Raw genomic sequence first — 23,501 nt, 5'->3', positions numbered from 1 at the left:
TTTTAACTTATAATAAGTTCACTAATTTTATTTCCTATAGAAAGGCAAGATGTAGCCGCCGGAGAAGGAGCATTTCTAACATGAATAATATTTCCGTTTTTCACGATGTCAAAATCATCAATCAATCCTCCATTTCTGTCACAAGCCTGTGCTCTAACTCCTGAACCTCCTGATAAAAGATCATTCTCCTGTATTTCCGGTAGAAGTTTCTGAAGTGCTTTTGTAAATGCAGATTTGGAAAGTGAACGGTACATTTCTCCCATTCCCGTTTTACCATATTTTGCTACAATTTTTCTAAATCCTGGCCATAGCATGGTTTGCATGGTTTCATTGAAATTGAAATCGAAAAAATGGTATCCTTCTTTTTTGAAGGCCAGAACAGCATTAGGGCCGGCTTCAATATTACCGTCAATCATTCTGGTAAAGTGAACACCGAGAAATGGAAAACTGGGGTCAGGTACCGGGTAAATAAGATGTTTTACCAGGTATTTTTTTTCATCCTTGATTTTATAATATTCTCCCCTGAAAGGAATAATGACCACATCATTTTTTTCATTGGTCATTTTGGTTATCTTATCAGAATATAATCCTGCACAGGAAATAAGTTTTTTGGTCTTAAACTCGGAAATATTAGTGCTGACAATAATTTCAGATCCTTTATCAATAATGTTTTTTACTTCATTATTAAATCTTACTTCACCTCCTGATTCTTCAAAAAGTTCTTTTATTTTTTTTGCGATTCCAGGATAGTCGATAATTCCGGTTTGTGGAACTTTAATTGCTTTTACGCCTTCACAGTGGGGTTCAATTTCGCGAAATTCTTCTCTGGAAAGATATTTTAAATCCTGAAGTCCGTTTTCAACTCCTCTTTTATATATATTATCTAAAAGGGGTAATTCTTCCTGTGAAGTAGCTACAATTATTTTTCCGCAAAGATCATATCGTATGCCGTATTTCTCAGCAAAGTTAATAACGGAATTATACCCTTCGATACAGTTTTTAGCTTTAAGGCTTCCCGGTTTGTAATAAATCCCACTATGGATTACTCCACTGTTATGTCCCGATTGGTGCAATGCCACATCGTTTTCTTTTTCCAAAATGAGAATCTTAGAATCAGGATTTTTCAGCTTAGTCTGATAGGCTGTAGCCAATCCTACCAGACCTGCACCAATGATTATAATATCATAGCTCATGATCTTTTATAATCTTGCATCAACCAGATTTCTGTCTAAACATGCTTTGGTATCAAAAACCACTGCATTTTCTTTTTTAAGCAGATCCAGATCCATTTCCAGGAACTCATTATGAGATACTGCAATCACTAAAGAATCATACTTTTTACCTTCCTGAAGAACGTCAAGAATATCAATTCCATATTCGTGCTTTACTTCTTCTTTGCTTGCCCACGGATCATAAATATCAACATTTACTCCGAAATCAGCAAGTTCTCTATAGATATCTACAACTTTAGTATTTCTGACATCCGGACAGTTTTCTTTGAATGTAACTCCTAAAATCAGCGCATTCGAATTTTTGATCACTCCTCCTTTTGCAATCAGAAGCTTCACGACTTTAGCAGCCACAAACTTTGCAATAGAATCGTTTACTCGTCTTCCAGATAAGATCACATCTGGATGATATCCCAGCTGTTCCGCTTTGTGTGCAAGATAATAAGGATCTACGGAAATACAGTGTCCTCCCACCAATCCTGGTTTATATTTAAGGAAATTATATTTTGTTCCTGCAGCTTCCAATACATCATTCGTATCAATACCTACCCTATCAAAGATTAATGCTAATTCGTTAACAAAAGAAATATTAACATCTCTCTGTGCATTTTCAATAGCTTTTGAAGCTTCTGCAACTTTAATACTAGGTGCTTTATGAGTTCCGGCTGTAATGATTTTCTTATATAGATTATCTACTTCTTCGGCAATCTTTTCTGTAGAACCTGAAGTTACTTTTTTAACACTGGTAAGCGTATTTACCTTATCTCCCGGATTAATTCTTTCCGGAGAGTAGCCTACAAAAAAGTCTTCATTAAACTTAAGTCCTGAATATTTTTCAAGAACCGGCACACATTCTTCTTCTGTACACCCAGGAAAAACTGTAGATTCATAAATAACAATATCATCTTTTTTAATAATTTCTCCCAACATTTTTGAGGCCGAAATCAATGGATTAAGATCGGGAGCATTATATTTATCAATAGGGGTAGGAACTGTTACAATGAAAACATTAGCTTCAGCAATATCAGATAACTGGCTTGTTGCTTTATAACCTAAAGAGCCATTAGATTCCCTGTATTTTTTCAGTCCGTTATTTAATTTATCAACATCAGCTTCAAGCGTTATATCCTTTCCGTTATTAAGCTGATCAACACGCTGTGTATTGATATCAAATCCAAAGACAGGATAATGATCTGCAAATTCAAGAGATAAAGGAAGACCTACATAACCCTGGCCTATAACCGCTATTTTATATGTTGTTGCCATTAACTAAATTTATTTTTTATTTTTTGAAACCAAGATTGTTCTGTATGCTGGTTATAGCCATAACCGTATTTGTTACTATATCCTAAATTTTCTCTGCTTACATCATTAAGAACAAATCCTACATTTCTGATTTTTCTCTGATCAATATTTCGGTTGGCAAATTCCAATAATGCCTTTTCTGTGTATTTAGATCTGGAAACATAAATGGTTACATCGGAAAGTTCAGCAATAAGGAAAGTATCTGTTACAAGAAGCAATGGTGCAGTATCGAGAATAATATATTCATATTTTTCTTTCAATTCCGTCAGAAGAATTTCATAACGGCCGTTAGATAGCAATTCTGTCGGGTTCGGTGGAATCATTCCTGAATAAATTACATCCAGATAAGGATTAAAAGATGATACATGAATAATGTCTTCAAGTTTAGTATCGTCATTGTAAAGATACTCCGTAAGCCCGGCAAGTCCTTTTCTGGCAGGATTATATCTCTGAAGCTGCGGGTTTCTGATATCAGACCCTATGATAATTGCTTTTTTCTTAGGATTGGCTAATGTTAAAGCCAAGTTTACAGATGTGAATGTTTTCCCTTCTCCTTTTACCGTTGAAGTAACAAATACTATTTTTCCTTTTTTCTCTTTTGAAAGCATGAAATTCATATTGGTAATAAGAATTCTGAATGCTTCCGCCATAGGAGTAATATCATTCATTTTAACAATCTCAGAGTCTCCTTTTTCAAGACTTGGCAGTTCTGCAATAATAGGTGCATGTACCAGCTTTTCAAGATCGTGTTTTGTAACAACCTTATTGTTGAAAATAGTAGATAAATAAATAATCAAAAATGGAATTAACAGTCCCAAAAACAATGATGAAATAAGGACAATCTTTCTGTTAGGTGCAATAGGGCTTGATGACGCGTATGCTTTATCTATTATTCTTGCTTTAGGTGCAGTAATAGATTCAGCAATTGCTGTTTCTTCTCTCTTTTGAAGTAATAACAAGTATAAATTCTCCTTAATCTGCTGCTGTCTTTCAATACTTCTGAACATTTTTTCAATAGAAGGAAGTTTAGATATTTTATCTGAAACTTTATTCTGCTCACCAAGATATTCATTTCTTGCCAGCTCAAGACCTGTTTTGTTTCTCTGCAAACTCTGCTCAATAGATTGACGCATTGTGTTGATCTGTTTGGTAATATCTACCACTGTTGGGTTTTCTACAGTTGCAGACTCTAAAAACCTGTTTCTCTGAAGAACCAGCTGGTTGTAAGTAGCAATTCCTGCAATAGCTTCAGGGTTTTTTAGTCCTACATTGGAAGGTAAAGCCTGATACTGGCCCTGTTTATTTACAAAACTGATCAAAGCATTAGTAAGTTCCAGCTGTGCATCTACATCAAGCTGTTTTTCTCTTGCTGCGGCAGAACTTTCCAGGCTTATTTTTGCTTCTGTTTCAAGATCTGTAAGGTTATTTTTGGATTTAAATATTTCTTTTTGACTTTCTACATCCCCAAGTTCTCCAGTAAGTCTTTTAATTCTGTCTTCAATAAAGTCCAATGTCTTTTTAGATTCAGAATTCTTATCTAAAATAGCGTCATTGTTATATGCTACAACCAAAGCATTAAGTACATCTTCCGCTTTTGTAATTTGTGGATAGCTCATATCCAATTTTAATACAGTAGCATCCTTATTAATTAAGCTAACCGCAAGCATGCTTTGCAGCATGTCTACTTTTGCATCTACTGTTGAAATGTAAAGTTCAAGATCATTCAGATTTACTTTTTTTAAAGCAGCCGGATTATATTTATCATTTTTAGTGATAATAATATTGGCAAAGGGAAGACCTATTGTCTTACCATAACCGGTAATAATTTCTTTTTGAGGTTCGTCTGTACTTACTATTAGTTTTTCCCCCTCTATTTTTAGCAGAACAGGAGTAGAAATCCCCCCCGGTTTTTCATTAATTACCCTTACTTCAATCGGTGAGGTATCTTTATAGAGTTCAATTTTTCTAAGTTTAGACTTTGCAAAAATATCGGTCTGAAGGTTTTTATTAATGACTACTTCTTTCATTAGTCTTTTTGACTTCAGCATCTCAATTTCATTAGCAATACTGTTTGTTTTCAGACCACCTAAATTCGAAAAGTCTGGTAAAACACCCAAATCATTATTTATGGGAGACGAGGAGTTTTTAGCATCTTTTACAAGTACTGTTGTCTGTACATTGTAAACAGGAGTCATAAATTTCAATGCAATATAGCCAATTACCAAAGCAATAAAGGCACTCAGAGCAAACCACGGCCATTTTCTTAAATAGGGCTTTACTATTTCATTAATATCAATATTCCTTGAACTATTTTCTACTTCTAAAGGTGCTGAAGACTGTTGGGTGTTCATTAATTTTTTTATTTCTTAAATAAACTTATTACTACTGCTATTGCTGTGATAGCTATAGAAGCTGCCGTAAGGTAAAGAGTTGTATTGGGATTCTGTTTTGCTAAAACATCTTTGGTATTACTTGAGGAAACAATAATGGCATCCCCTTGCTTCAGGTTGTAATAAGGAGAATTAATGAGATTGGCATCCCGAATATTAATACGGCCATGAGAAACAACACCATTTTCTGTTCTGATTACCAATATGTCTTCTCTTTTCCCATATTGCGTCAGGTCACCAGCCATACCTAATGCATTTAAAATAGTTGCCTGCCCGCTTGCTATAGTATAGTCTCCCTGTCTGCTGACTTCTCCAAGTACTGTAACTTTAAAATTTGAGAGCCTGATATTAATTGTTGGGTTAATAACATATCTCGTCATTTTTTCTCTAAGTTCGTCTTTAAAAGCGGTCAAACTTTTATCCGATGTATTCAGTTTACCTAATATAGGGAAGTCGACATCTCCATTTGCATCTACAATATAAGTTGGTCCTGAAATTACTGTTGATCCCTGATTAGGAGTATTTCCGCCGGCCATTGCATTTGTCTGGATAAGTTCTGAGGAAGAATAATTCTGATTAAAAGGCTTTACAACATCCATATCTTTTGCAGTGATCAGAATAACCAACTGATCTCCCACCTGGATTGTGTTTGCTGAATTTTTCGCAGATGCATTAATTGCGACCTGTTCTATATTCTGCATATAATTTAAATCATTCTTAGCATTGGGGTTCACTTTGCAGGAAATCACCAAAGAGGACACCAATACTAATGTTAATATTTTTCCTTTCATTATCTTGTTAAATTGTGCAAATATACATTTATATTTTTTCCTATTTATCCAAAGCTTCATAAATTGAATTATTGCTTCGGAATTCCGGCACTATTGTTTTAAGAATCCTTACAACCTCCACTTTATCCCTTCGCAGGGAAGCCTTGGTAATTTCTTTAGTAAGCCTGTCTATATCTTCAAATCCCATTGAAGGATCTTTAGAAATCATAATTTTGTCGTTATGAGTAGGAAGTGTTTTTGCATCATCACTCAGAAGTTCTTCATACAGTTTTTCTCCCGGTCTCAATCCCGTATAGATGATCTTGATATCTATATTAGGTTCGAATCCTGATAACTTTATCATTCTTTTCGCAAGATCAATAATTTTTACAGGCTCACCCATATCAAAAACAAAGATCTCACCTCCTTCTCCCATTGTTCCGGCCTGAAGTACCAGTTCACATGCCTCAGGAATTGTCATGAAATATCTTACAATTTCCGGATGAGTAATTGTTACCGGCCCTCCGGCTTCAATCTGCTTTTTAAAATGAGGAATTACAGAACCGTTGGATCCTAATACATTTCCAAATCTTGTTGTAATAAATTTGGTAACGTTACCTTCAACATTCTGAAGCGATTGTACAAAAAGTTCAGCAGCACGCTTTGAAGCTCCCATTACATTGGTTGGATTTACAGCTTTATCTGTAGATACCATTACGAACCTGTTTACTTTATACTTGCTGGATAGTTTTGCAACAATCTTAGAACCTAATATATTAACAAAGATCGCTTCATGAGGGTTTTCCTCTACTAAAGGTACATGTTTATAAGCAGCCGCATGATATACCATTGAGAAATTATAGGTCTGGAAAAGAGATTCCATCCTGTGATGATTGGATACATCTCCCAAGACAAATTTGAAAGCGATATGAGGGAACTTTTCTCTCATTTCAAGTTCAATTTCATAAAGTGGTGTTTCTGCCTGATCTAAAACGACAATCAATGAAGGATTGAAAAGAGCAACCTGTCTTACGATCTCACTTCCAATGGATCCCGCTCCACCGGTTACTAATACTGTTCTATCAAAATGTCTGCTTTTAACTTTTTCGTTCTGGATTTTGATAGGTTTTCTATTTAACAAATCTTCAATCTGAAGGTTTCTAATAGACCCACCTAGATCACTGTCTCTCAGTTTTTGTACTGATGGTGCTTTAAAAACATTAAGATCTTTCTCTAAAAATAGATTCACCCATGAATTCATCTCATCTCTGGCCATCATTTCTTTAACAATAAGAACGCCGTCAATAATAAGATCTTCTTTGGTATTTTCTTCTATTTTTTCTTTTTCATAAATGGGCTTTCCCAACAGGGACGCTCTTTTAGAATCTGTTCTTTGTGTCAAGAAACCTACTACCTGATAAGGTAAACTCGGGTTATCAAGAATTGCACGTGCAATAGCAATAGACTGCTCATCAATTCCCAATACTAAAATTCTTTTTTTCAGTGCGCTTCTTCTGTATTCCCTCACAATATGGAAAAATTCCTTCACATAGAGTCTGAAAAGAAATAATCCCATAAATGAAATTACGAAATAAAGCATCAGATAAGGAGTAAGGATAAACTTACTTCCTGTGATCCAGAAATAGCAGATGTTTATTGTTCCGATAGCCAGCATTGTGCAAAAACAGGATATCAGAAGCTTAAATAAGTCTATAAATGTGGAGTGACGGATAATCCCGGCATAAGTCTTGAAGACATACATAAAAGCAGCATTCACAAGGATAATAAAAGCGAAAATCAGGCTTTTATCATCATGATATATAAATTCCTGCTTGGTAATCTTTGCGATAATGTAAGTGGAAAGAAATAAAGATATTACAAGAATAATAATGTCTATTACAAGAATTATCCATCTAGGAAGATATCTTACGTCTGAGAGATTGACAACATTATCCCCTCCAAATATTGTTTTTCTAAGAGAATTGTACATTGTCTGTATTGGTGTTCATATTTAATTAGGTATAATATCTGATTATCCAATCAAAGATAATTTTGATACAATCATGCAAAAATAAATAAATTTATTTCAATATGTTGAAATCAAAAATAAATTTGATGTTATATTTATAAAATCTAACAATTTCATTTCGATACAGCTAAATCCAGAGACAAAAATCATACCATATAAACTCTTTATGAAGATAATATTTACCTGTATAAATTCTTGTTATCAGCTGTTTTTCTTTAAAATAATTATTAAATGTTTATATATCAACATATTTCCATGAACTGATTGTTTTTTTTCTATAAGTCATACTTCAAGTTTTTTTTTAAATTTATTAATATTTAGCCAAAAATATCGATTATTTTCTCATATTCAAAACCTTTACTCATCAAATGTTTTATAGTTTTGGTTTTTTTTTGATATTCTTTCAAGCCTGTTTGTTTGGTGTAATAATTATCATAAATTTTTCTGATTGTTTTTTCATAATCAACATCATCAATTTCATCAAAACATGAGTTTATCAACTTCTCAGAAATCTGTTTTTGTTTCAGATTGATTTTAATTTTGGTTTTCCCCCAATGTTTGATGTAAAATTTCCCCCGGATATAGCTTCGGGTAAACCTTTCTTCGTTGAGATAATTTTCTTTCAGAAGAAATAAAATAATTTCTTCTTTCGCTTCATCAATAAGCAAAAACTCCCTCATCTTCTGTTCCACTTCGGCATGACAGCGATCCTGGTAAACACAGTAATTAACCAGTTTCTGCTTAATTTCATCGAAGGTATACGATTTCTTTTCCATTTGAATAAAAAAAGAATGAGCAATCCGCCCATTCTTTATATGATATTGGAATGTCTGTTAGTAATTGAACAGAGCTTTACCTTCCATTAATTCGTTCACTTTCTTTCTTACAGATCCAAGAACCTCTTCATTTTTGATATTGTCTACCACTTCAGAAATCAATCCTGCAATAGTATCCATATCGTTTTCTTTCAATCCTCTTGTTGTAATCGCAGCAGTTCCCAATCTGATACCAGATGTTGTAAATGGTGATTTATCATCAAATGGAACCATATTTTTGTTACATGTAATATCAGCAAGTACCAATGCTTTTTCGGTTTCTTTACCGTTTACTCCTTTATTTCTGAGATCTACCAGCATCAGGTGATTATCTGTACCACCGCTTACGATATCAAAACCTCTGTCGATCATTGCTTTTGATAATGCCTGAGCATTAGATTTAACCTGTTTTGCATAATTTTCGAACTGTACATCCAAAGCTTCCCCGAAAGCTACAGCCTTACCAGCAATCACGTGCTCAAGAGGTCCTCCCTGAATACCCGGGAATACAGCTCCGTCCAGCACCTGGCTCATCATTTTGATTTCTCCTTTTGGAGTTTTGTGACCGTATGTATTTTCAAAGTCTTTTCCCATCATGATCATACCTCCTCTTGGTCCTCTCAGCGTTTTGTGAGTAGTAGTAGTTACAACATGACAGTGTTCGAATGGTGAGTTTAATAATCCTTTTGCTACTAAACCAGCCGGGTGAGCGATATCTGCCCAAAGGGTAGCCCCAACTTCGTCTGCTACTTCTCTGAATTTAGCATAATCTAAATCTCTGGAATACGCTGAGAAACCTGCGATAAGCATTTTTGGTTTTTCTCTCAACGCTACTTCTCTCATTTGGTCATAATCAATAAGACCTGTTTCCTGCTGAACTCCGTAAGAAACTACATTATATTGAATTCCTGAGAAGTTCACCGCAGAACCGTGAGTAAGGTGTCCTCCCATTGAAAGGTCCATCCCCATGATTTTATCACCTGGTTTCAAAACGGCAAGATAAATGGCTGCATTCGCCTGAGAACCGGAATGTGGCTGAACATTCACGTAGTCAACTCCGAAAAGTTCTTTAGCTCTGTTGATCGCTAAAGTTTCAACCTCATCTACTACTTCACATCCTCCGTAATATCTTTTTCCGGGATATCCTTCAGCATATTTATTTGTCAGTACACTTCCCATTGCTTTCATTACATTTTCAGAAACAAAATTTTCTGATGCAATAAGCTCTAAACCATGGGTTTGTCTTTGTCTTTCCTTTTCAATCAGGTCGAAAATAATATCCATTTTACTTTTAGTTTTTGAAATTTTCACCCCAAATGTACGGAATTTTCATCGAGATTTCCCTATTGAAAAAATGATTTTTAAACACTAAAAAAAGAAAAGACCTATGAATAAATCCTGTATTATGATTGTCTTTATTGTACTAAAAAGCCTCTAAAATTCTTCATCTGACAGTTCCTTATTCACTATGGCTCCTGCAAAATTACCCTGTGCAACGGCATTGGCTACGGAGCGCATCATGGTTACATTATCTCCACAGGCATAAACTCCGGGAATGCTTGTTTTCTGCATCATATCTACTTTAATAAATCCCTGTTCTGTTATTTCACAGCCCAGATCATCAACATTAATATTTTGCTCAAAAGGAATTTTCGCATACAAAGCCTGTAAAGGAATTTCCTTTCCATTTTTGAAAATAATTCTTTGAATGAAGCCGTTCGTATGTTCTATACCTGCAATTTCATCTTCGTTAAGAATGATTTTATTCTGCTTAAGTTTTTCAAGCTGTTCTTCGGTAAAAGCTGCTTTTCCATTTGTAAACAGCGTGAGATTTTTAGTCAGATTAAAAATCAGTTTCGAAAATTCGTAGCCCATATCTCCGTTGGAAAGAATTCCCGTAACCTCGTTTTTCACTTCATAACCATGACAGTATGGGCAATGTATCACAGAAATCCCCCAGCATTCTGCAAACCCGGGAATATCCGGCATTGTATCTTTTACGCCTGAAGCCAGAATCAGTTTTTTAGCCTTAAATTTTTCACCGGAGGAAATTTCAACCTCAAAACCTCCGATCGCTTTTTCTGTTTTCGCTACAGTTCCGTTGTAAAAATGCACTGTATTGTATTTTTCTACATCTTTTCTGGCAAGCTGTGCAATTTCTGATGGTGTTTTCCCATCGTGAGTGACAAAGTTATGAGAATGCGGAGTTTGTCTGTTGCAAGGTTTTCCGTTATCAATAATCAGGACATTTCTTAAAGATCTTCCTAAAGCCATTGCTGCAGATAATCCTGAATAACTTCCTCCTGTTATGATGACATCAAAGTTTTTGTTTTCCATAGTTTAGTTGATAATTGATAATTGAAAATGCAAAGTTAACCTAAAATCAATTAACGCAATAAAGTTGCAATAATATTTATCTATTAGCTTTATCCTATCTGCAAATTGTCATTTACAACTTTATTAAAATTATTTCCACCCATTTTTAACTTCGATAATTTCGTCCTGAATTCTCTTGTTAATATCTACTTTCGCTCCCTGCAAACTGAAAATTGCAGTTCCTCTTTCTCTCGCGTAAGGATTGGTAATGGAATCTTTTAATGTTGCAACTTCGAAAAAGGAACCGGATTCTTTAAGTTCTTTTCCTGCTTCAGATGCCTCTTTAACCCTGATTACATTTTTATATTTTTTGCTTACATCTATCCAATTGATATAATCTGCATTAAATGACACCGCCACGACCCCGGCTTTTGAGTAATAATTAATAGCTCCGGTCTGTCCGTAATTATCACATAGTACCATGGTATTTCCGGTTTTTGACAATCTGGAATACTCTTTATCTACTTTTTGAGCCAGCTCTTTCCAACCCTGCATATCAGCAAAATCCTGTGGCAGCGGATGATCTTTTCCATCTTCCCAGCGAAGCAGTCCTAATTTTTTATACTGGCTTTGGTGGGATACGATATATTCAGGACTTTTATTTGGAAAAGCCACATTATACAAAGGCAGGAATAAAAGTATTGGAATAAGTATGCTAACCGGTTTTAAAAATCTTTTCCAGCCTTTTTCAAATACATTTCCGAGAAAAACAGCACCAAAAGCAATATAAACAGGATAGAGCCCTATCGCGTAGTAATCTTTTGCTTTAAAGAACAAAAACACAGTAATTGTGATGATATAGCTCCAAAAGAAAAACCTGTATTTTTCAAAAGGTTTGTATAACAGCAATGCTCCCCAGCCAGCAATAATCACAAAAATAACTCCGGCAAAAAATAAAATCTGGGATTTCATAAAATCCATTCTATCTACATGTACAAGCTGCCGTTCAGAAAGTTCTTTCATATGATGGACAACCGGGAACTGATTCTGATACTGCCAGAGGAGATTAGGAAAAATAATAATTAAAGCCAAAACAGCTGCCCAATATATATGAGGCTGCATAAAAACCTTCCTTTGCTCCGTCAGTAATAAGGCAGGAATAAGCCCTAATAATGAAAAGGCAATATTGTATTTATTTAATAATCCGATTCCGACAATGACGGCTCCTGTGTAAAGCCACTTTACTTCTTGGGAATTGAAATATTTGATCAGGCTGTAATAAAGGAAAAGCCAGAGAAAGATCTCCAGAGATGTCGGCTGGAACAGCATATTGACCCGAAGAAGTACTGAAAATAATATTCCTGTAGAAGCCAGTATTTTAGCAAACAGGCTTCCCTTGAGTTCTTCCACAACTTTCCATGTAAGGACAATCGTCAAAGTTCCAAACAGAGCTGGAAAAAATTTAACCCAAAATATGGAATTCCCCAACATTTTAATGATCCAGGCTATCCAGGAATTGGCAGGCGGAACCGAAAGATATCCCCATGCAGGATGATTCGCCTGATCAAGATGCAGGTATTCATCCCGGTGAAGTTCATACTCAGGGCTTATCAGAGAGTATTGAAGGGCAAACTTTGCAACGATAAAAAGAAACAGAATCCAATAGTCTTTTTTCATGGGATATAGTTTGGAATTTTAAAGATAAGACAGTTTCAACCTCTTTTCCGTTACAATATTATTTCAAATCTGTTATCAATAATTTCAGTTTTTATCTTCTGGATATTGTCAGACCAATACTTTATTTCGTCATTCTTCTCAGGACATTTTTCTATAGGAAGCTTCTGGCAGGCAGCTAAATATTCCTGATATGTTTTCAATATATTATTCAGATACGTTTCATAGTCTTTAGGATTTCCAGGAATATACCCTATTCCATCACAGCCACATGAGTGAAAGCATTTCCCTGTTTTAAAAAGGCTTTCTATAATCTTCCATTCTTTGAGAGCTGTTTTTTTAGGGGCTTTAAAATCTTTCCCCATATCAGCCATCATACTGCTGCATTCAGGACATTTTATAGTCCGGTTTTCAATCTCTGAAACAATTTTTTCCAGCTCTTGTGTTCCTGCCTTTGTAAAAGCATATCCTACATTACGGACTGACTTCCCTGGTTCATGGTATACTTTTTCTTTTTCGATCCTTTTTATAATATCATAAGCATCCGGCTGTTTAAATGATTTCCGGCATTTGAAACAGACATAATGTGATTTATAAGTTTTCTGGGCGTAGCGACACATTTTTTCATGGATTTATATATTCAAATATAAGAATTTACACCTGCAAAAGATTTTGACGTAAAAAAGAATCCCCGAGAAAAAAATTCCTCAGGGATTCACAGTTTAAAAGTGTATAGTGTAGTTTATTATTTTTTATTCGCTTTTTCTTTAAGCTCTTCTTTATCTTTATCAGATGGATTCCACACTTTAATTTCGGTGTCTTTTGTAATATTTGATCCCGGAAGAATCTGAACATTGATCCCATCACTTGCTCCCAGTTTTACATATACTTTTTTGAATTTCCCGTCTTTTTGTTTCACTTCCACGAAAGGAACATCTTTTCCTTGTTTCTTTTCATACTGAATTAAAGACTCATCCAATAATAATGCATTTTTCTGAGAACTTAAAACAATTTCACCGTTGGCAGAAAAACCTGCTCTAATATACTCATTATTAGGATTAGTTACATTACCTTCTACCGGAAATTTAATAGTTCCTGCATTATCCTTACCTTTTGGAGCAATCATGGTTAGTTTTCCGGGGAAAGTTTTATTCTGAAGAGCACCGATCACGATGTTCATATCCATACCTTCACTTAGCTTTCCGGCCTGGGCTTCATCAATTTCACCTTTAAAGATCAGAACATTCAGATCTGCCACTGAACAGATGGTAGTTCCGGCGTTAAAGTTATTGGCTTCAATCACCTGGCTTCCTGCTTTTACAGGAACTTCAAGTACAGTACCTGATGCTTTGGAACGGATTTCTGTAGTGGCCAAACCTTGTCCTTTAAGTTCAGGAGTTGCCCCTGTTTTAGCGATCTGCAATCTTTTTTGAGCGGTATTCAACTGCTGCTGGGCATTTTTCAAAGTCTGCTGCTGAGAGTACAACTGCTGCTGAGCGTTCAGATACTCCTGCTTAGAAGCGACTCCCTGCTTGTAAAGCTTATCCTGCATATCAAACTGCTTCTGCATGTTTCCTACATTCATCTGGGCATTACTGATCTGAATCTTTGCATTCTGAACTTCCTGCTGAGCGGCATTTACTTCAGAGATACTCGGAACAATTTTTACGGTAGCAATTAACTGCCCTACTTCTACCTTATCTCCTTCTTTTACTAAAATTTTATCTATAATCCCTGCAATGTTGGGCTTGATTTCAATTTCTTCTTTGGGAACAATTTTTCCTGTTGCCATTACTTTATCATCCATATTCTGAACGGTAGGCTTACGGGTAAGGAAAGCTTCTCCTTCTTTAGAGTTTGATTTGATAAGATAGCCAAGCCCTGAGAACAATGCCACTGCAAATAAAAGCCCTAATACTATATAAATGGCTTTTTTCCAGGTGAATTTCTTTTTCATATGTATAGTTTATTTTTTATTCAATAGATTGAAAGATTTAAAATTTAAAGATTGATTCTCTATAGTCCTTTTTCTAAATCTTAAAATTGTTTTATTTTCAAATTAATTACTCTGTTCTTAATGCTTCAATAGGCCTGATCTTTACGGCTCTCTGTGCCGGAATCATCCCGATTATTAATCCCAGAATCACCATGACAGCCATCGCAGCAAATACGTTTCCGTAGTTCACTGTCGGATTATAGAAAGGAAATGAATCCTGCCCCTGGGTAACCGCATTGAGAATCATTAATACAAAGATTCCAAACATGAAACCTATTAATCCCGAAGAGAGTGTAATAACAACACTTTCCAGGAGAATCTGATTTCTTACTTCCGCAGGTTTTGCTCCCAACGCTCTTCTGATCCCGATTTCTTTGGTTCTTTCTTTTACTGTAATCAAAAGGATATTTGAAATCGCGATAACTCCCGCAAGGATAGTCAGTGTACCTACAATGATTGTTAACAGCTGCATTCCCGTAAGGAAACCTGTGAGCTTTTTAAATTCTTTTCCAAGGTTGAAACTTCCGAAAGCATTGGTATCTTCAGGGGACACTTTATTTTTGCTTTTTAAAACCTGTTTTACATCTTCTTCTACGGAATTGACATTGGCATTCGGCTTACTAACAATGGCAAACATGTCTATCTGATCTCCTGCATTATACATTTTCGTATAAGTGGAAAGTGGAATGAAAGCCGTTTGATCATTTTCAAATCCTCCTCCTTTTTTTACCCGGAAAACGCCGATAACATTGAAGAACAACCCTTTAATATTGATTGATTTTCCTATTGGATTCTCTTTTTTCTTGGAATCAAAGAAGTTTTTGTAAATCTCTTCTCCAATAACAACTACATTTTTATTCCCGGAAACATCGGCATCATTGATATAACGTCCGAAGATCAGTTTCTTTTCTGAAATTTTATTTCCCACAGAATAATCTCCGGTAAGCGAATAGGTTCCGTTCTTACCGTTTCTGGACATTGCTTCCCCGGGAGTTCCTGTAAAGCTTCCTCTCGCATTTTGCGGCGAGATATAATCTATGGCTGTTACTTTTCTTTTCAGCATTTCCATATCGTTTAAGTTCAGATGAACTTCTCTTCCTTTAGGAAATCCTTCATATGGAATTGATGTTTTTTGTGCCCACAGGAAGATTGAATTGGTGGCAAAACCGGAAAATAATTTATCAAAACCATTCTCCATTCCTTTTGCTGCTCCAAGAAGGCTTACATACAAAAACATTCCCCATCCTACACCGATCATGGTAAGAAATGTCCGGAGTTTATTATTCCTCAATGAATAATAAATTTCCTGCCAAGTATCTTTTTTAAATATGATATTCACCTTGTTGAATTATGAGTTATACATTATGAGTTATGAATTCCATCAATCTGCATTTTTGCCTTTTGTTTATATTATTCCGTTCTCAGCGCTTCAATCGGTTTGATTCTGGAAGCTCTGTATGCGGGTACAAATCCTGCGATCAGTCCTGAGAAAATCAGTGCAATGAATGCCATAATGATGGATCCCCAGCCTACACTTGGGTTTTTAATAAAAAACTCTTCAAGGCTGTTCCCGATAAGGTTTAAGGTCAAAACACCTATTCCTACTCCAACAAGTCCGGACACCACTGTAATCACAACACTTTCCTGAACAATCAGCCCTACAATTCCGCTTGGTTTTGCGCCAATAGCTTTTCGTACTCCGATTTCTTTGGTTCTTTCTTTTACGATATACACCATAATGTTACTGATCCCAATGATTCCGGCAAGCAATGTTCCTAATCCGATAAACCCTACAATTGCTGTAAGTACCGCCATAAACATGAATGTGTCGTTCATATTTTTAGCATTATTCCAGACACGGACACCGTTTTCATCATCAGGAGAAACATTTTTCCTTAATTTCAGCTTATCTTTAAGTTCATCTCCGTATTTAATGGCTTCCTGAGGAGTCAGTTTATCACTGTATGAGATATAGGCAATATTCACCGTATCGGAACCTTTTTTCATCTGCTGCAAAGTGGTAATCGGCACCGTGATATGTCTTTCATCCCAGTCTCCACCATCATCTGAAAATACGCCCACCACTTTAAACATAGTTCCATTGATATCCAGTTCTTTTCCTACAGGACTTCCGTTCTTGATCAAATCCCGCTGTACCATTCTTCCAATGACTGCCACATTTTGCTTTCCTTCCAGATCTCTTGGAGAAATATATCTGCCGTCTATCATTTTCCGGTTCTCAATCACCTGCTCTCCGGGTTCTGCTCCATGGATCTGATAGATTCCGCTTTCTTTACCATATTTCACCATTAAACTGGCATTGTATCTCGGGCTGGAAGCTCCTACATTTTTTTTCTCAGCGTTAATAAGAAAATCATAGTCACCATTATTCAGTGTAACGGTTCGGTCTGACTGCAGTCCTTTATAGGCCAATGTCGTTTTTCCGGTAGTAATGGTGATCAGGTTTTTGGCATCACCTGAGAATCCTTCAGAAAAAGCATTCTGAAGACCTGTTCCAATTCCAAAAAGTACGATGAAAATAAACAGTCCCAAAGCTACTGTAAACCCTGAAAGCACTGTCCGAAGTACATTACTCCGGATAGAACTGAATATTTCCTGCCAACGATCTAGGTCAAACATTTTTATCGGTATTTAAAGATTGAAAAACTTAAAGATTAAAAAACAGAATCATTAAATTTTCAAATTATCTCATTTTCAAATTATCAAAATCCTAAAGCACAATCTGCTTAATAAACTCATCACTTTCAATAATCCCATCTTTCAGTACTACATTTCTTTTGGTCTGTGCAGCTACATCAGGTTCGTGGGTTACAACGATGATTGTTTTTCCTTCATTATTGATATCCTGAAGAAGTTTCATAATATCATGAGTGGTTTTGGAGTCTAATGCTCCGGTTGGCTCATCTGCCAGTACTACTTTAGGATCTGTAATCAAAGCTCTTGCAATGGCTACTCTCTGCTTCTGCCCTCCTGAAAGTTCACTTGGAAGGTGGTTGGCCCATTGTGCCAATCCTACTTTTTCCAGATATTCCATAGCTTTCTGATTTCGCTCTTTTCTTGGTACATTCTGATAATACAAAGGCAGGGCAACATTTTCCAAAGCTGTTTTATAATTGATAAGGTTAAAAGACTGGAAAATAAATCCCAGAAATCTGCTTCTGTATTCTGCAGCCTTTACCTCGGATAAATGTTCAATAGGAACTCCATCCAACTCATAGGTTCCGGAATCTTTTTCATCCAGAATTCCAATAATATTAAGAAGGGTAGATTTTCCGGAACCGGAACTTCCCATAATGGAAACAAACTCCCCTTCAGAAATATTCAGATTAATTCCTTTGAGAACATGAAGCTTGCTTTTCCCTGTATCGTATGACTTATTTAAATCCTGAATTACTAACATTAAGTGATGTATGTTTTATACCCAATAAGTAGATGATATTTTCAAATTGTTACAAGAATAAAAATTTATTCAAATATTTTTTTGTTTAATACATTAATCCTTTATTAATAATACTTTACAAAATATTGTTTAACTGTAACTCCCAATTTATATCTATTTATCCTCAAGATTGCTGTCCAGCCTATTATCCGAGCCAGTTTCATGTAAATGTGGAAAACTTTTCAGGCTAAAAGTCAGCCTATTAGTATTTACCCCTTTCAAAATCAGTTCTTTTTTTCGAACTTTGCTATTAGTTCTTTACAAGAAATATGAATTTGGGGAAGTGAATAACTTTAATTCACAACTTCCAGATAAACAAAAAGTTAAGTATTTCCTGAACGTTATCCACAAGGATCTAAATTATTTAATTATAAAGATATTTAATATGGGAATTTTTGATAAAAGAGTAAGTTATAAGCCATTTGAATACCCGGAGGTTCTTCAATTTGTAGAAGCCATCAACAAATCGTTCTGGGTGCATTCGGAAGTGGACTTTACTGCAGATGTTCAGGATTTTCATTCGCAGTTGGAACCACATGAGAAGCATGCTGTGAAAAATGCGCTGTTAGCCATTGCACAGATCGAGGTGTCTGTAAAGACATTCTGGGGAAATTTATACAACCACCTACCAAAACCGGAATTCAATGGATTAGGATCTACTTTTGCAGAATGCGAATTCCGCCATTCTGAAGCATATTCCCGTTTATTAGAGGTATTAGGATATAATGATGAGTTCCTTAATGTTATCGAAATTCCTGCTGTAAAAGGAAGAATAGAGTTTCTGGGAAATGCTTTAAAACATGCTAACTCTGCAACACCTAAAGAGTATGTTTCCGCTTTATTATTATTCAGTATTTTAGTGGAAAACGTTTCTCTTTTCTCGCAGTTTGCCATCATCCTTTCTTTCACAAGATTCAAAGGGTTTATGAAAAATGTTTCCAATATCATTGCATGGACTTCCGTAGATGAGCAGATTCACGCTAACGCAGGAATTTATCTGATCAACAAAATCCGTGAGGAACAGCCTGACTTGTTAACAGACAGCGACATCGAAGACATTTACACTTTGGTGGATGAATCTATCGCAAGAGAAGGAGACATTCTTGGCTGGATCTTTGAACTGGGAGAAATCGACAACGTTTCTAAAGAAGATCTGTTAAACTTCATGAAATACCGTGTGGATGACAGCTTGAAGAAAATCAACATGAAAACAAAATACAACATTACTCCTGAACAATACAGACCAATGGTATGGTTCGAGGAAGAAGTTTTCGCCAATTCATTAGATGATTTCTTTGCAAAAAGACCTGTTGACTATACAAAACACGATAAGAGTATTACAGCAAACGATTTGTTCTAATATTGGGGCGCGAGCGAAGCGAGCGTCAAAGCGGTCAGTATCAGGACTACCCTTTTCTGATTAATAAGTGAAATTGTTGTTCATCAGTAAAGCACAAATACAAAAGAAATGATTAATGTAATAGTAACCTATACGGTAAACCCCGAATTTGTTCCAAACAATAAAACCAATATCCAAAAATTTCTGGTAGACTTCAAAAATTTAGATGCTTCCACTTTTGAATATAAGGTTTTTGTAAAGGAAGATGGTGTTACTTTTGTACATTATTCAAACTACATCAATGAAGAAGTTCAGCATGAGGTTTTGAATGTTCCGTCTTTTAAAGAATTTCAGAGATTAAGAGATGAAAGCGGGCTGAACGGTTCCCACAAAGTAGAAATTTTACAATCAATAATATAAAAAAACAAAATTCCGGAGTGATTCTCTCATTCCGGAATTCGAAAATATAACATCTATGGAAGAGCAAAATTCAAATATATGGTGGCTCAATGAAGAGTCTGAGCAAATGCTGAACAGAGGATATCTGTTGAAAGGTGAAACGGTAGACGGCGCTATCGACAGAATTACCACTGCCGCTGCAAAAAGGTTATATAAACCTGAACTTCAGCCGGCTTTCAAAGAGATGATCACGAAGGGATGGATCAGCTTCTCTTCTCCTGTATGGGCTAATATGGGAACAGAAAGAGGTCTTCCTATTTCATGTTTTAACGTTCACATTCCGGACAGCATTGAAGGAATTACCCACAAAATGGGTGAAGTTATCATGCAGACTAAAATCGGAGGTGGAACTTCAGGATATTTTGGAGAGTTGAGAAACAGAGGAACCGCTGTAACGGATAACGGAAAATCTTCAGGAGCTGTTTCATTCATGAAGCTTTTCGACACGGCTATGGATGTTGTTTCTCAGGGAGGAGTAAGAAGAGGTGCCTTTGCTGCTTACTTAGATATTGACCACGGGGATATTGAAGAATTTCTATCCATTAAAGATATCGGCAGCCCGATTCAGAACCTGTTTACCGGAGTATGTGTACCGGATTACTGGATGCAGGATATGATCGATGGTGATATGGAAAAACGTAAAGTTTGGGCAAGAGTATTGGAAAGCCGCCAGCAAAAAGGGCTTCCGTATATTTTCTTTACAGATAACGTCAACAGAAATAAACCTCAGGTTTATAAAGACCTGGGAATGACCGTGAATGCAAGTAACCTTTGTTCTGAAATCATGCTTCCGTCTACTATGGAAGAATCTTTCATCTGCTGTCTGTCTTCCATGAACCTGGAATTGTATGATGAATGGAAAGATACAGACGCTGTAAAACTGGCAGTATACTTCCTTGATGCTGTATTATCAGAATTTATTGATAAAACTGAAGGAAACTATTACCTACAGGGTGCAAGAAACTTCGCGATGCGTCACAGAGCTCTTGGATTAGGAGTTTTAGGATACCACTCTTATTTACAGAAAAACATGATTCCGTTTGAAAGTTTTGAAGCGACTCAGTTCAATGCGAGAGCATTCAGACATATCAAAGAGCAGGCTGAGCAGGCTTCAAGAGAACTTGCCAACATCTATGGAGAACCAGAAGTATTGAAGGGATACGGATTAAGAAATACCACAACAATGGCTATTGCTCCTACCACTTCAAGTTCTGCCATCTTAGGACAGACTTCTCCGGGAATCGAGCCTTTCTCTTCCAACTATTATAAAGCAGGTCTTGCGAAAGGAAACTTTATGCGTAAGAATAAATACCTTGCACAACTATTGAAAGAAAAAGGACTGGATAACGAAGAAACATGGAGAACAATCATGCTGAACCACGGATCGGTACAGCACCTGAACGAGCTTACTCCTGAAGAAAAGGCAGTATTCAAAACGTTCAAAGAAATTTCTCCAATGGAGATTATTTCTCAGGCAGCGCAGAGACAGCAATATATTGATCAGGCACAGTCTCTGAATCTTCAGATTCCTTCTACAATGCCTGTAAAAGATGTCAACTACCTTTATATTGAAGCCTGGAAAAAAGGAGTTAAAACACTTTACTACCAAAGAAGTTCATCTGTTTCAAAAGAAATGATGGTTAACTTCGTATCATGTTCAAGCTGCGAGGCATAGGACCAAGTAATAAACACGCTATATTTACAAAAGCATACCGAAAGGTGTGCTTTTGTCGTTTTCAATACTGATTCTGTCTGATTACTTTCCATAGAAATCATAGAATGCTCTGAGATTTTTGGTTTATATTTGTGTTCATTGTTTAATACCAAAACTACAGATATGAAATTCGGACAAGTAGAAGACCCATCAAAAATAGATTTCACATTACCTAAAGATCATCCCAAAACGAAAGAAATACTGGCCCTTAATAAAAAAGGCCTGGAAAATATTTCTATCGGGTGTGCAAAATGGAATAAAACAGATCTCAAAGGATTCTATCCTAAAGGAACCAAGGATGAACTCACCTATTATGCCACTCAGTTTAATTCTATCGAATTGAATGCTACTTTCTATGGAATGCCCACTCCGGATCAGGTAAAAAACTGGAAAGAAAAAACACCGGAAAATTTTAAATTCTTTCCTAAAATCACAAATACCGTTTCCCATTTCAGAAGGCTGATTGATGTGACGGATCCTGTGACTCATTTTGCTTCCGCTGTTATTAATTTTGATGAAAAACTGGGAATGGCTTTTCTTCAGCTTCATGATAATTTTAAACCTAAGGATTATGACAGACTGGAAAAATTCGTAAAAGAATGGCCTAAAGAAGTTCCATTAGCCATAGAACTCCGAAATACGGAATGGTTTACCGATGAAGAAATACTTAATACAACATGCGAACTCTTTGAAGCTCATAATATTACCAATATCATTGTAGATACTGCAGGAAGAAGAGATATGCTTCACATGCGTCTTACCACACCCAACGCATTTATCCGTTATGTGGGAGCCAATGCAGAAAGTGACTACGAAAGACTGGATGACTGGCTGAAGCACCTTACCAAATGGAAGAAAGAAGGTCTTCAGAACCTTTACTTCTTTGTACACCAGAATATTGAAAAAGCATCTCCTCTATTATCTGCTTATTTTATCAAAAAAGTGAATGAGGAATGGAAAACGGATATTCATATTCCGCAAATGGCAGCAGAAAGCACCGGAACCCTCTTTTAATATGATATAAAGTCAATGTGGAGATAGACTGTAGCTTATTCCTTTACATAACGAAAAAATTCATATATTAGAGTATAATGTATTTCACTCAACATTATACTTTAAAACATAAATCATGGAAAAGGAAATTTGTACAATCAGTATTGCTACCAACTGGCTTGGTGATGACTATATTTTTTATGAAAACCATACGATAAAAAGAGTATATGATAATCACAGTCTGAATTTCAACAAGATTGAATGGCTTGAACCCAAAGAAATCAGTAAACAAAATAAGGATAGATTGATTAAAGCCTGTCCTGAAGAGTTTAAAGAGCGGATTATGCAAATTCTGGATTATCCTTAATAGAAACAAAAAGGTAATGAGTATTTGAAACTCATTACCTTTTTTATTTATTTTTTCTAAGAAGCAATACGAGATTGAGAAACAGGAGCAGGAAGTCTAATGTAATCCAGATACCTAGCTTTGTATTCTCATAATTATAAGCATCCACCTGTTTTTTGGCAGCATCAGAAAGCTTCATACTTTGATTGATGTAGTTCTGCACTTCTACAATCTGGTCGATATTTTTATTGGGTACAGAATGTTGAGAAAAGTACACAAGGTTTTTCTTTCCAAGATAGCCTGCAATCCAATATTCATCAGACTTATCCATTTTGAGGTACTCTATTCTGTAGTATTCCGGGCGTATTTTTCCGATATGTTTAGGTTCAAGAGTAGTATTCTGATCTGTTTTATTTACTTTGATTAAATAAAAGTCTAATGCCTGCGGAAGCTTATTAATCACCTGGAGCCCCACAGAATTATCCACAAATGCCACAGCACTTTTCTTGATAAACCAATACGTAAAAACAGAAATTGAAAAAACCACCGTTACAATACGAAACAGCTTTGCCCATCTGGCCACGCTTCCTGATTTAACCTTAAAGAGAACCAAGGAAAGAACAGAAGCTAAAAATATTATGAAAATAATGAGTGTCATATTTTACA

Annotated in this window: 20 protein-coding genes; 5 read left to right on the top strand and 15 right to left on the bottom strand. The window is 35.8% G+C overall.

The genetic code is table 11. The features are described 5' to 3' along the window. Window positions 1–2: 2 nt before the first annotated feature. The 14 genes from lhgO to ACLI50_RS08140 all read right to left on the bottom strand — a co-directional run bounded on the left by lhgO (window position 3) and on the right by ACLI50_RS08140 (window position 17,945). On the bottom strand, window positions 3–1,193 hold the full coding sequence (gene lhgO, locus ACLI50_RS08205) for an L-2-hydroxyglutarate oxidase (protein ID WP_202841035.1): 1,191 nt from the start codon (window positions 1,191–1,193) through the stop codon (window positions 3–5). Window positions 1,194–1,199: 6 nt separating this feature from the next. Further along, window positions 1,200–2,495 (bottom strand): nucleotide sugar dehydrogenase, encoded by a 1,296-nt coding sequence (locus tag ACLI50_RS08200; RefSeq protein ID WP_202841036.1) that lies wholly within the window; start codon window positions 2,493–2,495, stop codon window positions 1,200–1,202. Further along, window positions 2,495–4,885 carry a GumC family protein gene (locus ACLI50_RS08195; RefSeq protein ID WP_343639521.1) on the bottom strand — a complete coding sequence of 797 codons (2,391 nt, stop codon included), beginning with the start codon at window positions 4,883–4,885 and terminating at the stop codon, window positions 2,495–2,497. The genes ACLI50_RS08200 and ACLI50_RS08195 overlap by 1 nt, the downstream gene beginning before the upstream one ends. 8 nt (window positions 4,886–4,893) lie before the next feature. Further along, complete coding sequence (locus tag ACLI50_RS08190; RefSeq protein ID WP_411413551.1) at window positions 4,894–5,715, bottom strand: polysaccharide biosynthesis/export family protein; 822 nt, start codon at window positions 5,713–5,715, stop codon at window positions 4,894–4,896. A 40-nt stretch (window positions 5,716–5,755) separates the two neighbouring features. Continuing rightward, entirely contained in the window at window positions 5,756–7,684 is a 1,929-nt protein-coding gene (locus ACLI50_RS08185; protein WP_202841042.1) for a polysaccharide biosynthesis protein, read from the bottom strand. Window positions 7,685–8,040: 356 nt separating this feature from the next. Then, complete coding sequence (locus ACLI50_RS08180; protein WP_202841043.1) at window positions 8,041–8,499, bottom strand: regulatory protein RecX; 459 nt, start codon at window positions 8,497–8,499, stop codon at window positions 8,041–8,043. 57 nt (window positions 8,500–8,556) lie between these two features. Next, window positions 8,557–9,822 (bottom strand): serine hydroxymethyltransferase, encoded by a 1,266-nt coding sequence (glyA, locus tag ACLI50_RS08175; RefSeq protein ID WP_343639526.1) that lies wholly within the window; start codon window positions 9,820–9,822, stop codon window positions 8,557–8,559. 150 nt (window positions 9,823–9,972) lie between these two features. Next, the gene (locus ACLI50_RS08170; protein ID WP_411413550.1) at window positions 9,973–10,875 is read right to left on the bottom strand and encodes an NAD(P)/FAD-dependent oxidoreductase; all 903 of its coding nucleotides are present in this window, start codon (window positions 10,873–10,875) and stop codon (window positions 9,973–9,975) included. 129 nt (window positions 10,876–11,004) lie between these two features. After that, complete coding sequence (locus ACLI50_RS08165; protein ID WP_411413549.1) at window positions 11,005–12,531, bottom strand: glycosyltransferase family 39 protein; 1,527 nt, start codon at window positions 12,529–12,531, stop codon at window positions 11,005–11,007. Window positions 12,532–12,581: 50 nt separating this feature from the next. Beyond that, window positions 12,582–13,148, bottom strand: a complete 567-nt coding sequence (locus tag ACLI50_RS08160) for a hypothetical protein (RefSeq protein ID WP_202841046.1) — start codon at window positions 13,146–13,148, stop codon at window positions 12,582–12,584. A 125-nt stretch (window positions 13,149–13,273) separates the two neighbouring features. Further along, window positions 13,274–14,485 (bottom strand): efflux RND transporter periplasmic adaptor subunit, encoded by a 1,212-nt coding sequence (locus ACLI50_RS08155; RefSeq protein ID WP_202841047.1) that lies wholly within the window; start codon window positions 14,483–14,485, stop codon window positions 13,274–13,276. Between the two features lie 106 nt (window positions 14,486–14,591). Further along, window positions 14,592–15,863, bottom strand: a complete 1,272-nt coding sequence (locus ACLI50_RS08150; RefSeq protein WP_110010041.1) for an ABC transporter permease — start codon at window positions 15,861–15,863, stop codon at window positions 14,592–14,594. A 71-nt stretch (window positions 15,864–15,934) separates the two neighbouring features. Continuing rightward, entirely contained in the window at window positions 15,935–17,164 is a 1,230-nt protein-coding gene (locus ACLI50_RS08145) for an ABC transporter permease (protein ID WP_343639537.1), read from the bottom strand. Between the two features lie 91 nt (window positions 17,165–17,255). Next, entirely contained in the window at window positions 17,256–17,945 is a 690-nt protein-coding gene (locus tag ACLI50_RS08140; RefSeq protein ID WP_034699055.1) for an ABC transporter ATP-binding protein, read from the bottom strand. A gap of 424 nt (window positions 17,946–18,369) precedes the next feature. Between ACLI50_RS08140 and ACLI50_RS08135 the strand changes: the two genes are divergently transcribed. The 5 genes from ACLI50_RS08135 to ACLI50_RS08115 all read left to right on the top strand — a co-directional run bounded on the left by ACLI50_RS08135 (window position 18,370) and on the right by ACLI50_RS08115 (window position 22,856). Next, complete coding sequence (locus tag ACLI50_RS08135) at window positions 18,370–19,344, top strand: ribonucleotide-diphosphate reductase subunit beta (protein ID WP_411413548.1); 975 nt, start codon at window positions 18,370–18,372, stop codon at window positions 19,342–19,344. A 108-nt stretch (window positions 19,345–19,452) separates the two neighbouring features. Further along, complete coding sequence (locus ACLI50_RS08130) at window positions 19,453–19,743, top strand: hypothetical protein (protein WP_202841051.1); 291 nt, start codon at window positions 19,453–19,455, stop codon at window positions 19,741–19,743. A 55-nt stretch (window positions 19,744–19,798) separates the two neighbouring features. Further along, a complete protein-coding gene (locus tag ACLI50_RS08125) occupies window positions 19,799–21,457 on the top strand; it encodes a ribonucleoside-diphosphate reductase subunit alpha (protein WP_062673967.1) in 1,659 nt (552 codons plus the stop codon). A gap of 162 nt (window positions 21,458–21,619) precedes the next feature. Beyond that, window positions 21,620–22,510, top strand: a complete 891-nt coding sequence (locus ACLI50_RS08120) for a DUF72 domain-containing protein (RefSeq protein ID WP_411413547.1) — start codon at window positions 21,620–21,622, stop codon at window positions 22,508–22,510. Window positions 22,511–22,625: 115 nt separating this feature from the next. After that, window positions 22,626–22,856 (top strand): hypothetical protein, encoded by a 231-nt coding sequence (locus tag ACLI50_RS08115; protein WP_137905090.1) that lies wholly within the window; start codon window positions 22,626–22,628, stop codon window positions 22,854–22,856. Window positions 22,857–22,899: 43 nt separating this feature from the next. On the opposite strand, the gene ACLI50_RS08110 is transcribed toward ACLI50_RS08115, so the two are convergent. Next, window positions 22,900–23,493, bottom strand: a complete 594-nt coding sequence (locus ACLI50_RS08110; protein ID WP_110010046.1) for a hypothetical protein — start codon at window positions 23,491–23,493, stop codon at window positions 22,900–22,902. Window positions 23,494–23,501: the final 8 nt, after the last annotated feature.

It is taken from the genome of Chryseobacterium cupriresistens, assembly GCF_046614675.1.
In the GTDB taxonomy this organism is placed as follows: Bacteria; Bacteroidota; Bacteroidia; order Flavobacteriales; family Weeksellaceae; genus Chryseobacterium; species Chryseobacterium cupriresistens.
This window is presented reverse-complemented; position numbering and strand designations above follow the sequence as displayed.

Excerpts from the sequence above, each read along its gene's own strand:
- lhgO (WP_202841035.1), bottom strand. The coding sequence starts at position 1,193 with ATGAGCTATGATATTATAATCATTGGTGCAGGTCTGGTAGGATTGGCT.
- ACLI50_RS08190 (WP_411413551.1), bottom strand. The coding sequence starts at position 5,715 with ATGAAAGGAAAAATATTAACATTAGTATTGGTGTCCTCTTTGGTGATT.
- glyA (WP_343639526.1), bottom strand. The coding sequence starts at position 9,822 with ATGGATATTATTTTCGACCTGATTGAAAAGGAAAGACAAAGACAAACC.
- ACLI50_RS08160 (WP_202841046.1), bottom strand. The coding sequence starts at position 13,148 with ATGTGTCGCTACGCCCAGAAAACTTATAAATCACATTATGTCTGTTTC.
- ACLI50_RS08140 (WP_034699055.1), bottom strand. The coding sequence starts at position 17,945 with ATGTTAGTAATTCAGGATTTAAATAAGTCATACGATACAGGGAAAAGC.
- ACLI50_RS08130 (WP_202841051.1), top strand. The coding sequence starts at position 19,453 with ATGATTAATGTAATAGTAACCTATACGGTAAACCCCGAATTTGTTCCA.
- ACLI50_RS08165 (WP_411413549.1), bottom strand. The coding sequence starts at position 12,531 with ATGAAAAAAGACTATTGGATTCTGTTTCTTTTTATCGTTGCAAAGTTT.
- ACLI50_RS08185 (WP_202841042.1), bottom strand. The coding sequence starts at position 7,684 with ATGTACAATTCTCTTAGAAAAACAATATTTGGAGGGGATAATGTTGTC.
- ACLI50_RS08200 (WP_202841036.1), bottom strand. The coding sequence starts at position 2,495 with ATGGCAACAACATATAAAATAGCGGTTATAGGCCAGGGTTATGTAGGT.
- ACLI50_RS08115 (WP_137905090.1), top strand. The coding sequence starts at position 22,626 with ATGGAAAAGGAAATTTGTACAATCAGTATTGCTACCAACTGGCTTGGT.
- ACLI50_RS08110 (WP_110010046.1), bottom strand. The coding sequence starts at position 23,493 with ATGACACTCATTATTTTCATAATATTTTTAGCTTCTGTTCTTTCCTTG.
- ACLI50_RS08145 (WP_343639537.1), bottom strand. The coding sequence starts at position 17,164 with ATGTTTGACCTAGATCGTTGGCAGGAAATATTCAGTTCTATCCGGAGT.
- ACLI50_RS08195 (WP_343639521.1), bottom strand. The coding sequence starts at position 4,885 with ATGAACACCCAACAGTCTTCAGCACCTTTAGAAGTAGAAAATAGTTCA.
- ACLI50_RS08125 (WP_062673967.1), top strand. The coding sequence starts at position 19,799 with ATGGAAGAGCAAAATTCAAATATATGGTGGCTCAATGAAGAGTCTGAG.
- ACLI50_RS08120 (WP_411413547.1), top strand. The coding sequence starts at position 21,620 with ATGAAATTCGGACAAGTAGAAGACCCATCAAAAATAGATTTCACATTA.
- ACLI50_RS08170 (WP_411413550.1), bottom strand. The coding sequence starts at position 10,875 with ATGGAAAACAAAAACTTTGATGTCATCATAACAGGAGGAAGTTATTCA.
- ACLI50_RS08135 (WP_411413548.1), top strand. The coding sequence starts at position 18,370 with ATGGGAATTTTTGATAAAAGAGTAAGTTATAAGCCATTTGAATACCCG.
- ACLI50_RS08180 (WP_202841043.1), bottom strand. The coding sequence starts at position 8,499 with ATGGAAAAGAAATCGTATACCTTCGATGAAATTAAGCAGAAACTGGTT.
- ACLI50_RS08155 (WP_202841047.1), bottom strand. The coding sequence starts at position 14,485 with ATGAAAAAGAAATTCACCTGGAAAAAAGCCATTTATATAGTATTAGGG.